This is a genomic window from Micromonospora sp. WMMD975 (genome assembly GCF_029581215.1).
Lineage (GTDB): Bacteria > Actinomycetota > Actinomycetes > Mycobacteriales > Micromonosporaceae > Micromonospora.
Genome location: NZ_CP120739.1, coordinates 3,277,093 through 3,289,098, shown reverse-complemented (window position 1 = coordinate 3,289,098; position 12,006 = coordinate 3,277,093). Strand labels below are relative to the sequence as shown.

Genomic DNA, 12,006 nt, shown 5'->3' with positions numbered 1-12,006 from the left:
GGGCACACTCCCATTCGTGCGGTAGCGTCGCGCCGGATCGCTTCCAGGTGTCGTGATGTGCCGGCACGTATCTGGTTCTCTCATCACGCCGCGGCCTCTCGCGCCGCATTCGACGTCGATCGGTCTAGTCAGGAGTTGTCATGTCGAGCACGTCCCAATGCCGCGTGTGCGGCGGCACGGTCAACGAGTTCTTCGACTTCGGGCGCCAGCCGCTGTCGGATGCCTTCCTGGAGCCCGACGTCGACCTCGACGGCGAGTTCTTCTTCCGGCTCGCCACCGGGCTCTGCGCGGACTGCACGATGGTGCAGCTGATGGAGGAGGTGCCCCGCGACCGGATGTTCCACGAGGCGTACCCGTACCACTCGTCCGGATCCGCCTACATGCGGTCGCATTTCGAGGGCCTGGCCAAGCGGCTGCTCACCACGGAGTTGACCGGCGACGACCCGTTCGTCGTGGAGGTCGGCTGCAACGACGGGGTGATGCTGCGGACGCTCGCCGAGTCCGGCGTACGCCACCTCGGCGTGGAGCCCTCCGGTGGCGTGGCCGACGTGGCCGCGGCGAAGGGGATCCGGGTCCGCAAGTCGTTCTTCGAGGAGTCGACGGCGCGTGAGATCCGGGCCGCCGACGGGCCGGCCGACGTCATCTACGCCGCCAACACGCTGTGCCACATCCCGTACATCGGGTCGATCCTGACCGGGGTGCGGGCACTGCTCGCCCCCACCGGCGTGTTCGTGTTCGAGGACCCCTACCTGGGCGACATCGTCGAGCGTGCCTCGTTCGACCAGATCTACGACGAGCACTTCTTCTTCTTCACCGCCCGCTCGGTGCAACAGATGGCGCAGCGGCACGACCTGGAGCTGGTCGACGTGGAGCGGCTGCCGGTGCACGGCGGCGAGGTGCGCTACACGCTCGCGATCGCCGGCGCCCGCACGCCCACGCCGGCCGTCGCCGACCTGCTCGCCGAGGAGCGGGCGCGCGGGCTCGCCGACCGGGCCACCCTGGACGGCTTCGGCGAGCGCGTGCTGCGGATCCGGGACGACCTGACCGCGCTGCTGCGCCGGCTGCGGGCCGAGGGCAAGCGGGTCGTCGGCTACGGCGCCACCGCCAAGAGCGCGACCGTGACCAACTTCTGCGGCATCGGCCCGGACCTGGTGTCGACGGTCGTCGACACCACCCCGGCGAAGCAGAACCGGCTCACCCCCGGGGCGCACATCCCGGTGGTCGACGCGGCGGCCTTCGCCGATCCGTACCCGGACTACGCGCTGCTGTTCGCGTGGAACCACGCCGACGAGATCCAGGCCAAGGAGCAGGGGTTCCGGGCGGCCGGCGGCCGGTGGATCCGGTACGTCCCCGAGGTACGGATCGACTGACCGGCCCCCGACACACCACCACACGGGCACGGCTGGGCCGTCCCGACCAGACGTCAGGGAGACAGAGCACATGATCCGAAACGTGGTCATCGTCGGCGGCGGGACGGCCGGATGGATGACGGCCAGCTACCTCAAGGCGGCGTTCGCCGACCGCATCGACGTGACGCTCATCGAATCCGCCCAGGTCTCGCGCATCGGCGTGGGCGAGGCGACCTTCAGCACCCTGCGGCACTTCTTCGACTACCTGGGCCTGGACGAGGCGCACTGGCTGCCCCGCTGCGCCGGCGGCTACAAGCTGGGCATCCGGTTCGAGAACTGGAACCGCCCGGGCGAGCACTTCTACCACCCGTTCGAGCGCCTGCGGATGGTCGACGGGTTCTCGCTCGCCGACTGGTGGCTCGCCCTGGGCGACCGCAGCCGGCCCTTCGACGAGGCGTGTTTCCTCACCCGGGCCCTCTGCGAGGCGAAACGCTCCCCGCGGATGCGGGACGGCTCGCTGTTCACCGCGGGCCTGGACGGCCGACTCGGCCGGTCCACCCTGGACGAGCAGCGCGCCCAGTTCCCGTACGCCTACCACTTCGACGCCGACGAGGTGGCCCGCTACCTGGCCGAGTACGCCACGGCGCGCGGGGTGCGGCACGTGGTCGACAACGTGGCGCACGTGGCCCGCGACGAGCGTGGCTGGATCGGCCACGTGGTGACCGACGGGCACGGGACGATCGACGGCGACCTCTTCGTCGACTGCACCGGATTCCGCGGCCTGCTGATCAACCAGACGCTCGGCACCCCGTTCGAGTCGTTCCAGGACGTGCTGCCCAACAACCGCGCGGTCGCGGTGCGGGTGCCCCGCGAGGACGCGACCGAGATGAGCCCCTACACCACGGCGACCGCGATGAGCGCCGGCTGGATGTGGACCATTCCGCTGTTCCGCCGCAACGGCAACGGCTACGTCTACTCCGACGAGTTCATCAGCCCGGAGGAGGCGGAGAAGGAGCTGCGCGCCGCCGTCGCCCCCGGCCGCGACGACGTGCCGGCCAACCACATCCGGATGCGGATCGGCCGCAACCGGGAGTCCTGGGTGCACAACTGCGTCGCCATCGGCCTGTCCAGCGCGTTCGTGGAACCGCTGGAGTCCACCGGGATCTTCTTCATCCAGCACGGCATCGAGCAGCTGGTGCGCTACTTCCCGGACGAGCGCTGGGACCCGGTGCAGATCGCCGCCTACAACGACCGGGTCGGGCGGGCCGTCGACGGGGTCAAGGAGTTCCTGGTCCTGCACTACCGGGCCGCGCAGCGCGAGGACACGCCGTACTGGAAGGAGGCCAAGCGACGCCGGCTGCCCGACGGCCTGGCGGAGCGGATGGAGCTCGCCGGCTCGCGTCTGCTCGACGAGGAGACGATCTACCCGTACTACCACGGGTTCGAGAGCTACTCCTGGAACGCGATGAACCTCGGGCTGGGGCACGTGCCGACGGCGCCGGCGCCGGCCCTGCGGCACCTCGACCCGGCCCGCGCCCACGCCGAGTTCGCGCGGCTCCGAGCCGAGGGCGAGGCGCTCGTGGCCGCGCTGCCCAGCTGTTACGAGTACCTCGCCGGGCTCAACGACTGATCTCCGATCGCAGCGGAGGGCCACCGATGACCACCCTTTCGTCCGACGACGTGTCGGCGGCGCAGCCCGGCCACCCGGGCCCGCCGCACGGGTTCCGCACCTTCATGCGCGGCTACGTCACCGGCGTCGCGGTCGTCACCTCGACCGGCGCCGACGACCAGCCGCACGGGCTGACCTGCAACTCGTTGGCCAGCGTGACGATGGACCCGCCCACGCTGCTGGTCTGCCTCGACACGTGCAGCGGCACCCTGGCGGCCATCCGTGAGCGCGACAGCTTCATGGTCAACCTGCTGCACGCCGCGGCCCGGCAGACGGCGGAGCTGTTCGCCGCGCCGCGGCCGGACCGCTTCGGCGCGGTGGCGTGGCGGTTGTCGCCGCGGCGCGCGCTGCCCTGGCTGGCCGAGGACGCGTTCGCCGCCGCCGAGTGCGACGTGGTCGACCTGCGGACCGTCGGCGACCACGTCGTCGTCTTCGGTCGGGTGGTCGAGGCCACCGGCGGCGAGGGCCGCCCGCTGCTCTACGGCCGCCGCTCCTACCTGGAGGCCCGGTGAGCGACGGCGCGCAGACCGTCGGGGGCGGCCGGCGGGGCCGGCTGGTCGTCGCCGCCGGGGCCGCGGTGCTCGCCGGCATCGGGGCGCTGTGGGGCACCGACCTGGTCGACGTCGGGCCGGTCGACCCGCTCACCCGGTTCCTGCTCGCCGTCGCCGTGATCCTCGCCGGCTGCCACCTGCTCGGCGAGCTGATGCGCCGGCTGGGGCAGCCCGCGGTGCTCGGCGAGATCCTCGGCGGCCTGCTGCTCGGCCCGTCGGCGGTGGGTCTGCTCAGCCCCGGCCTGCACCGGTGGCTCTTCCCACCGGACGTGCTTGTCAACCTGGACCGGATGGCCCAGCTCGGTCTGGTCGTGTTCATGTTCCTGCTCGGCTGCGAGCTGCGCACCGGCGGGGCGCGGCGGCCACGCGCCATCGGCCTGGTGGTGCTCGGCGGCATGGGCCTGCCGGTCGTCGCGGGCTTCGGCCTGGCCCTCGCGGCCGAGCCGGTGCTGCGCGGTGCCGGCGCGCCGGTGCCGGCGTACGCGCTCTTCCTCGGCCTCGCGCTCGCCGTCACCGCGCTGCCCGTACTGGCCCGCATCCTGGTCGACCTGCGACTGGACCGCAGCCGCACCGGAGCGCTGGCCCTGTCGGCGGCGGCGGTCGGCGACGGCGTCGCCTGGCTGGCGCTGACGGTGATCCTCGCGGCGGCGACCTCCGGGGCCGACGTGCGGTCGGTGACCGGGGTGGCGGTCCATCTCGCCCTGGTGCTCGTGCTCTTCCTCTGCCTGCGGCCGGTGCTGGCGGCGATCGTGCGGCGCGCCGGCTCCGAGCGGATGCTCGTCGTCGTCCTGGTCGTCGGCGCCATCGCGTTCGCGGCGCTGACCCAGCTGGTCGGCCTGCACCCGTTCGTCGGCGCCTTCCTCTTCGGCGTCGCGGTGCCGCGTCGGTCGCCGGTGGTGGAGCGGATCAACCACCAGCTCCAGGGCTTCACCCTGACGATCCTGCTGCCCCTGTTCTTCGCCGGGGTCGGCCTGGCCGCCTCGGTGGGCCTGCTCGGCGGCGACCCCGGCCACTGGCTGCTCTTCCTCGGCGTGCTCGCGGTCGCGACGGTGACGAAGGTGGCCGGCGCCGGCGGCGGCGCCCGGCTCGCCGGCCTGCCGGCACGCGACGCGGTACGGGTCGGCGTGCTGATGAACTGCCGGGGCGTCACCGAGCTGGTCGTCGCCAGCATCGGCCTGCGCTCCGGCCTGGTCAACGAGCTCGGCTTCACCATCCTGGTGCTCACCGCCGTGGTGACCACCGCGATGACGGCGCCGCTGGTCCGCGCGCTGGCCCGCGACGACGCCGCGTCGGCCGATCCGGCCGCCCTCTCTGACCGACTCCACGAACGGACAAGTCGATGAATGGAATAGTGCTCGCCGGCGGGAGCGGAACCCGGCTCTACCCGCTCACCCTGGCGACGTCCAAGCAACTGCTCGCGGTCTACGACAAGCCGATGGTCTACTACCCGATGTCGGTGCTGATGCTGGCCGGCATCCGCGACATCCTGATCATCTCCAACCCGCCCAGCATCCCGGCGCTGCGGGCGTTGTTCGGCGACGGCTCGCACCTGGGCCTGCACATCACCTACGCCGAGCAGCAGGAGCCGCGGGGCATCGCCGAGGCGTTCCTGATCGGCGCCGACCACATCGCCGGCGAGCCGTGCGCGCTCGTCCTCGGCGACAACATCTTCCACGGCGCGGGGTTCCCGCAGCTGCTGCGCTCCTCACGGGAGGAACTGGACGGCTGCATGCTGTTCGGCTACCCGGTGTCCGACCCCTACCGCTACGGCATCGGCGAGGTCGACGCGTCCGGCGCCCTGGTCTCGATCGAGGAGAAGCCGGCCCACCCGCGGTCGGACAACGCGATCACCGGGCTGTATTTCTACGACTCCGACGTCGTCGAGATCGCCCGCGAGCTGGTGCCCTCGCCCCGGGGCGAGCTGGAGATCACCGACGTCAACCTGGCCTACCTCAAGCAGGGCCGGGCCCGGCTGCAACGCCTCGGGCGCGGCTTCACCTGGCTGGACGCCGGCACGCACGACTCGATGCTCGCCGCCAGCCAGTACGTGCAGGTGATCGAGAAGCGCCAGGGCGTGCGGGTGGCGTGCCTGGAGGAGATCGCCCTGCGGATGGGCTACATCGACGCGGAGGCGTGCCACCGGCTCGGGGTGGAGGCCCGCAACTCCGACTACGGGCGGTACCTGCTGGAACTCGCGGAGACGGTCGGATGAGCGGCGTGCCACGCGCGGCGGTGTTCCGGTACGCCCTCGGCCGGACGCGGGCCGGCCGATGAGCTACGTCGACGTCGCGCCGGCGAGCCTGCTGGCCCGGGGCCCGGCGGACCGCGAGGTGACCGAGGGGGCCTGGCGGGTCCGGTGGGACCGCGTGGCCGGCGACCCGGCGGAGCTGGTGCGCGGCCACATGGCGCCGGACCTCGACTTCCACACCTCCGGCAGCACCGGGGAGAGCCTCTGCTGGCGGCGTGGCCGCGAGGCGGCCTGGCGGGAGGCGGGCCTGCTCGCCGACCTGGTCGCCGAGGACCGGCCCGGCGCGGTGGTGTCGTTCGTGCCACCGGTGCACATCTACGGCGCGCTGGCCACGTTGTTGCTGCCGGCCCGCCTCGGCGCGCCGGTCTGGTACCGCAAGTCGTTCTTCGGGCCGATGCCCGAGGTGGAGTCGTCGCGGGTGCTCGTGGTCGCCACGCCGTGGATCTTCACCCTGCTGTTGCAGCACCTCGACTGGGTGCGCCGCTTCGAGCGGGTGACCGTGCTGCACAGCAGCGCCATGCTGCCGGACACCGCCGGTCAGCTCCGGGCCGAGGTGGGCGGGGACCGACTGGGCGTGGTGGAGATCCTCGGCTCGACCGAGACCGGCGGGATCGCCACCCGCCGGTGGGCCACCGGCGCGCCCGGCCCGTGGACGCTCTTCCCGGACGTCACGTTCGCGGACCGACCCGAGGGCGCCGGGTCGGGGGAGGACAGCCCGCTCGTCGTACGCAGCCCCCGCCTGGCGTACCGGCCGGGTGCGGCGCCGCCCCGGCAGGCCAGCACCGGCGACCTGGTCCGGCGCCGCGACGAGCGGACCTTCGACCTGGTCGGCCGCAGCAGCCGGCTGGTGAAGGTGAACGGCCGCCGGGTCAACCTCGACGACCGGGAACGGGTGCTGCGCGCCGCGATCGACTGCGCCGACCTGGCGCTAGTGCCGGTGGCCGACCCGGTGATCGGCGAGCACGTCGACCTGCTGGTCGTCGCGCCCGGGCGGACGCTCGCCGACCTCGACCTCGCCGCCGGGTTCGCCGCCATGGGGATGCGTCCCCGCAAGGTTCATCTGGTGCCCGGGATCGACCGGTCCGAGACCGGCAAGCTGCGGTACCGCCAGCCGACAATCACCGCCGACGCGGAGGTAGCGACGTGACCATGATCGCCCACAGTTCGACAAGCGCCGCCTTGGACGGCGACCACGGCGCGCCGATGCCCGCCGGGGACGGCACGGCGTACCTGGCGGCGATCACCGGCGCCGCCGACTGGGACGCCACCCTGCCGCCGTGCGACGACGCCGACGTGGCCCGGATGGAGTCCAGCGCCGCCACGATCGACAAGCACCTGGCCGCCGGGGAGCCGATCTACGGACTCACCCAGGGGTTCGGCCCGCTCGTGCTCTACGCGGCGGAGTCCGAGATGGAGCAGGGCACCTCGCTGATCTCGCACCTGGGCACCGGCCAGGGCCAGCCGCTGGCCCCGGAGGTGAGCCGGCTGGTGCTGTGGCTGCGGCTGGCCAGCATGCGCAAGGGATTCTCGGCGGTGTCGCCGGAGTTCTGGCAGCGTATCGCCGACCTGTGGAACGCCGGCTTCACGCCGTGCATCCCGCGCGACGGCACGGTGAGCGCGAGCGGCGACCTCCAGCCGCTGGCCCACGCGGCGCTCGCCTGCACCGGTCACGGCGAGGCGTGGGTGCGGGAGCGCGGCGACTGGGTGGTCCGGCCGGCCGCCGAGGCGCTTGCCGCGATCGGCGCCGAGCCGGTGCGGTGGCCGGTGCGCGAGGCGCTCGCGTTCGTCAACGGCACCGGCGTCGGCCTGGCCCTGTCCATCCTCAACCACCGCTCGGCGCTGCAACTGGTGCGGGCGGTGGCGGCGCTGTCGGCCCGGCTCGCGACCCTGCTGGGCGCGAATCCGGAGCACTACGACGACGGGGTGGGGTTCGCCCGCGGGCAGGCCGGGCAGATCACCGTGGCCCGCTGGATCACCGGGGCCATGCCGGCGGACGCCCGCCGCGACCCGAGCCGGCCACTTCAGGAGCCGTACAGCCTGCGCTGCGCGCCGCAGGTGCTCGGCGCGGTCCTGGACCAGGTGTCCGGCGCCGCGGACCTGCTCGCCCGGGAGGCGCGCGGCTGCACCGACAACCCGATCACGGTGCAGGGGCGGGTGCTGCACGCGGGCAACTTCCACGCCATGCCGGTGGGCTTCGCCTCCGACCAGCTCGGGCTCGCCGTGCACATGGCGGCGTACCTGGCGGAGCGGCAACTCGGGCTGATCGTCAACCCGGTCACCAACGGCGACCTGCCGCCGATGCTCACCCCCCGCGCCGGCCGTGGCTGCGGCCTGGCGGGCGTGCAGATCAGCGCCACCTCGTTCATCTCCCGGATCCGGCAGCTGGTCTATCCGGCGTCGCTGACCACGCTGCCCACCAACGGGTGGAACCAGGACCACGTGCCGATGGCGCTCAACGGCGCGAACGGCGTGTCCGAGGCGCTCGACCTGGCCTGGCTGACGGTCGGCTCGCTCGCCCTGGGCGTGGCCCAGCTGACCGCGATGACGCAGCCGGGCCCCGACGTCGACGGCGTCTGGGCCGAGTTGGCCCGCGTGTCGCCGCCGCTGGCGGAGGACCGGCCGATGGGCCCGGAGGTGCGCGCGGCCCGCGACCTGATGCGGCGGCACGCGGCGCAACTGCTCGTCGACCGGCCGGAAGGGGCGCGATGAGCACCGACTTCGTGCTGCCGACGCCGGAGGAGGTCGGCGCGTTCTACGACCGGGCCAACCTGCTCATCACCCGGTTCCAGGGCGGCAACATGCACTACGGCTACTGGACCGGGCCGGACGACGACAGCAGCTTCGAGGTGGCCGGCCAGCGCCTGACCGACCTGCTCATCGACAAGCTGGCGCCGGGCGCCGGCGACCGGGTGCTCGACGTCGGCTGCGGCCCGGGCAAGCCCGGGGTGCACCTGGTCCGCCGCACCGGCGCCGACCTGGTCGGCATCTCGGTCAGCACCCGCGACGTCGAGCTGGCCAACGAGCGTGCCCACGCCGAGGGGGTCGCCGACCACGCCGTGTTCCAGGTGGCGGACGCCACCGCGCTGCCGTTTCCGCCGGACTCCTTCGACGCGGTGCTGATGCTGGAGTCGATCGTGCACATCCCGGACCGGACGCGGGCGTTGACGCAGGCGGCCCGGGTGCTGCGCCCGGGCGGCCGGCTGGCGCTCACCGACTTCGTCCTGCGCGGGGAGATCATCGAGCAGGACGAGGAGACCCGCCAGGCGGTGGCGGAGGCGCTGGCCGCGTGGCGGGCCGCGCCCCTGGTGCGGGTCGAGGACTATCCGCGTTTCGTCGCGGAGGCCGGTCTGGTGCTCGACGAGATCGTCGACATCACCGCGCAGACCATGCGCACCTACCAGCAGACGCACATGGCCATGCACGAGTACGCCAAGACCCACGACGACCTGCCCGAGGACCTGGCCCGCCTGGTGGCCGACCCGGTCGACGACGGCTGGGACGTCGAGCCCGACCACGTCAGCGAGGGCGTGGTCGTGGTGGTGGCGCACCGGCCGGACGCTCCCTGACCGGTCCCACCCACGCGACGGGGCGCCCGTGCCGGCCGGCACGGGCGCCCCGTCGCGTGCGGTGCGGTCAGTCGGCCCGGTACTTGGCGGTCAGCTCGACCAGTTGCCCGGCGACCTCGTTGGGCGTGGGCAACGCCTCGATCTCCGCCCGCAGGGCCTCGGCCCGCTCCCGGAAGACCGGCTCGTCCAGCAGGCGCCCGAGCTGCTCCCGGACGGTCGCGCCGGTGGCGGCGCCGGGGTGGACCACCAGGCCGGCGCCGTGCGCGGCCAGCTTGCCGGCCAGCAGCGGGCCCTCGAAGTGGAACGGCAGGACCAGCTGCGGTACGCCGTACCGCGCGACCGTGCTCAACGTCCCGAACCCGCCGTGGTTGACGACCGCGGCGCAGGTCGGCGCCAGCGCGTGCAGCGGCACGTAGTCGACCACCCGGACGTTGTCCGGCACCCGGGGCAGCTTCGGCTGCTCGGCCGCGGCGATGGTGGCGACCACCTCGACGTCCAGGTCGGCGAGGGAGTCGAGCACGTCGGCGACGTTGAGCGTGTAGCCGTCGAAGTGGTCGGTGGCGCTCAGGCCCAGGGTCAGCGCCACCCGCGGCCGTGACCGCGGCGCCCACACCCACGACGGTACGACGGCGCGACCGCCGTAGGGGATGTGGCGCATCGGCACGTAGTGCAGCGGCGCCCCGATCCGCAGCGACGGGCTCAACTGGTCGACGGTGAACTGGCCGGACACCAGGTCCTCGGTGAACGCGAAGCCGTACCGCCGGGCGTAGGACTCGAGCCACTCGGCGAGCGCGTCGTCCCGCTCCGGCGGGACGAGCCGGCTGTTGACCTGGCGGATGTGGGCGTGCGTCACGCCGTACACGTCCATGGTGAACAGCAGGCGCCCGTGCGCCGCGCCGCACGCCTTCGCGGCGATCGCGCCGGCGAACGTGTTCGGCTCCCACAGGACCAGGTCGGGGCGCCACTGCTGCGCGAGGCGCACCAGGTCGGCCACCATCGGCTGGTTGTGCAGGCGGTGGCCCCACTGGGTGAAGGCCCGGTGCGACTCGGTCAACTCGGCCCAGTCGACGTTCTCCGCGCCGACCTCGGCGAGGTCGTACGGCTTGGGCAGCCCGCGCCGCCACTGTGCCCGGTCCTCCGGGCGGTCCATCCGCTCGACGTCGACGTCCCGCCCGACCGGCACCGCGGTCAGGCCGGCGTCGGTGATCAGGTCGGTGAGCCGGGGCAGGCTGGCGACCCGGACCTCGTGGCCGGCGGTCCGCAACGCCCACGCCAGCGGCACCATCTTCAGGAAGTGCGTGCGTTGCGGGAGCGTGCACAGCAGGACGCGCATGGGTGTTCTCCTGGTGGGTCAGGGGGTGTGGTGGTGGGCGGTGAGGGTTTCGAGGTGGGGGACGATCTGGTTGGGGGAGGGGAGGGTGGTGATTTCGTGGGCGAGGTCGGTGGCGCGGGTGTGGAAGTGGGGTTCGGTGAGGAGGCGGTGGACGGCGTCGCGGACGGTGGGTCCGGTGGCGTTGCTGGTGTGGATTTGCAGGCCGGCGCCGTGGGTGGCGAGTTTGTGGGCGAGTTGGGGTTGGTCGAAGTGGTAGTGCAGGGCGAGTTGGGGGACGGGGTGGCGGCTGGTGGTGGCGAGGGTGGCGGCGCCGGCGTGGTGGATGACGGCGGCGCAGGTGGGGGCGAGGGCGTGCCAGGGGACGTAGGGGACGACGCGGACGTTGGGTGGCAGGGTGCCGAGGGCGGGTTGTTCGTGTTCGGCGATGGTGGCGACGAGTTCGATGTCGAGTTCGGCGAGGGTGTGGATGAGGTCGCCGATGTCGAGGGTGTAGCCGTCGTAGATTTCGGTGGCGCTGAGGCCCATGGTGAGGGCGACGCGGGGTCGGGTGGGTGGTTTGGTGAGCCATTCGGGGATGGTGGCGGGGCCGCCGTAGGGGATGTATTGCATGCGGAGGTAGTGCAGGCCGGGTGCTTCGGTCTGGAGGGTGGCGGGGAACTGGTCGATGGTGAAGTGGCCGGTGGCGAGGTCTTCGGTGAGGTCGAAGCCGTAGCGGCGGGCGTAGCCGTCGAACCAGGTCATGAGGGGGTCGGTGGCGTGGTCGGGGGGTTGTTGGCGGTGTAGGTCGAGGAAGGTTTGGCGGACGCCGCCGAAGACGTCGAGGCCGAACAGGAGGCGGGCGTGGGCGGCGCCGCAGGCTTTGGCGGCGATGGATCCGGCGAAGGTCATGGGTTCCCAGATGACCAGGTCCGGTTTCCAGTAGCGGGCGTAGTCGACCAACGCCGCGATCATGGGGAAGTTGCTGCCGCGGTGCCAGCCGGACACCGCCTGCGCCAGCCCGGGTGCCAGGTAGTCCCACGTCTGTTTCGCCGGGTCGTCGAACGCGTCGTAGGGCGCGGGGATGCCGGCCCGCACCTTGGCGTGGGCGTCCGGGGCCATCTTCGCCACCCGCCAGTTGTCCCGGTCGTGACCGATCGGCACGGCGGTCAGCCCGGCCTGCATGACGATCTTCGCGAAGGCGGGTCGGCCGGCGACGTGCACCTCGTGGCCGGCGGTCCGCAGCGCCCACGCCATCGGCACCAGGTACTGGAAGATGCTCTTCTCCGGGTTGACCGCGAACAGGACGCGCAT

At 72.8% G+C, this 12,006-nt stretch carries 10 protein-coding genes; 8 read left to right on the top strand and 2 right to left on the bottom strand.

The features are described 5' to 3' along the window. Positions 1–140: 140 nt before the first annotated feature. From O7613_RS14155 to O7613_RS14120, 8 genes are all read left to right on the top strand, one after another. Positions 141–1,370: a class I SAM-dependent methyltransferase gene (locus O7613_RS14155; protein ID WP_282294343.1), complete on the top strand. Its 1,230-nt coding sequence runs from the start codon at positions 141–143 to the stop codon at positions 1,368–1,370. A gap of 70 nt (positions 1,371–1,440) precedes the next feature. Then, a complete protein-coding gene (locus tag O7613_RS14150) occupies positions 1,441–2,979 on the top strand; it encodes a tryptophan halogenase family protein (protein WP_282294341.1) in 1,539 nt (512 codons plus the stop codon). 26 nt (positions 2,980–3,005) lie between these two features. Then, positions 3,006–3,530: a flavin reductase family protein gene (locus O7613_RS14145; protein ID WP_281587978.1), complete on the top strand. Its 525-nt coding sequence runs from the start codon at positions 3,006–3,008 to the stop codon at positions 3,528–3,530. Continuing rightward, positions 3,527–4,912, top strand: a complete 1,386-nt coding sequence (locus O7613_RS14140; protein WP_282294340.1) for a cation:proton antiporter — start codon at positions 3,527–3,529, stop codon at positions 4,910–4,912. The genes O7613_RS14145 and O7613_RS14140 overlap by 4 nt, the downstream gene beginning before the upstream one ends. Continuing rightward, a complete protein-coding gene (gene rfbA / locus O7613_RS14135) occupies positions 4,909–5,781 on the top strand; it encodes a glucose-1-phosphate thymidylyltransferase RfbA (protein ID WP_281587982.1) in 873 nt (290 codons plus the stop codon). Before O7613_RS14140 ends, rfbA begins: the two co-directional genes overlap by 4 nt. Before the next feature lie 58 nt (positions 5,782–5,839). Then, on the top strand, positions 5,840–6,964 hold the full coding sequence (locus tag O7613_RS14130; RefSeq protein ID WP_282294337.1) for a class I adenylate-forming enzyme family protein: 1,125 nt from the start codon (positions 5,840–5,842) through the stop codon (positions 6,962–6,964). Positions 6,965–6,966: 2 nt separating this feature from the next. Next, complete coding sequence (locus tag O7613_RS14125; protein WP_282294532.1) at positions 6,967–8,526, top strand: aromatic amino acid ammonia-lyase; 1,560 nt, start codon at positions 6,967–6,969, stop codon at positions 8,524–8,526. Continuing rightward, positions 8,523–9,383: a methyltransferase domain-containing protein gene (locus tag O7613_RS14120; protein ID WP_282294335.1), complete on the top strand. Its 861-nt coding sequence runs from the start codon at positions 8,523–8,525 to the stop codon at positions 9,381–9,383. The genes O7613_RS14125 and O7613_RS14120 overlap by 4 nt, the downstream gene beginning before the upstream one ends. 67 nt (positions 9,384–9,450) lie before the next feature. Here O7613_RS14120 and O7613_RS14115 read toward each other — a convergent pair whose 3' ends face one another. Next, positions 9,451–10,716: an activator-dependent family glycosyltransferase gene (locus O7613_RS14115; protein ID WP_282294333.1), complete on the bottom strand. Its 1,266-nt coding sequence runs from the start codon at positions 10,714–10,716 to the stop codon at positions 9,451–9,453. 18 nt (positions 10,717–10,734) lie between these two features. Then, positions 10,735–12,006, bottom strand: a complete 1,272-nt coding sequence (locus tag O7613_RS14110) for an activator-dependent family glycosyltransferase (RefSeq protein WP_281587989.1) — start codon at positions 12,004–12,006, stop codon at positions 10,735–10,737.

Coding starts and splice junctions, on each gene's coding strand:
- O7613_RS14155 (WP_282294343.1), top strand. CDS start 141: ATGTCGAGCACGTCCCAATGCCGCGTGTGCGGCGGCACGGTCAACGAG.
- O7613_RS14150 (WP_282294341.1), top strand. CDS start 1,441: ATGATCCGAAACGTGGTCATCGTCGGCGGCGGGACGGCCGGATGGATG.
- O7613_RS14145 (WP_281587978.1), top strand. CDS start 3,006: ATGACCACCCTTTCGTCCGACGACGTGTCGGCGGCGCAGCCCGGCCAC.
- rfbA (WP_281587982.1), top strand. CDS start 4,909: ATGAATGGAATAGTGCTCGCCGGCGGGAGCGGAACCCGGCTCTACCCG.
- O7613_RS14130 (WP_282294337.1), top strand. CDS start 5,840: ATGAGCTACGTCGACGTCGCGCCGGCGAGCCTGCTGGCCCGGGGCCCG.
- O7613_RS14125 (WP_282294532.1), top strand. CDS start 6,967: ATGATCGCCCACAGTTCGACAAGCGCCGCCTTGGACGGCGACCACGGC.
- O7613_RS14120 (WP_282294335.1), top strand. CDS start 8,523: ATGAGCACCGACTTCGTGCTGCCGACGCCGGAGGAGGTCGGCGCGTTC.
- O7613_RS14115 (WP_282294333.1), bottom strand. CDS start 10,716: ATGCGCGTCCTGCTGTGCACGCTCCCGCAACGCACGCACTTCCTGAAG.
- O7613_RS14110 (WP_281587989.1), bottom strand. CDS start 12,006: ATGCGCGTCCTGTTCGCGGTCAACCCGGAGAAGAGCATCTTCCAGTAC.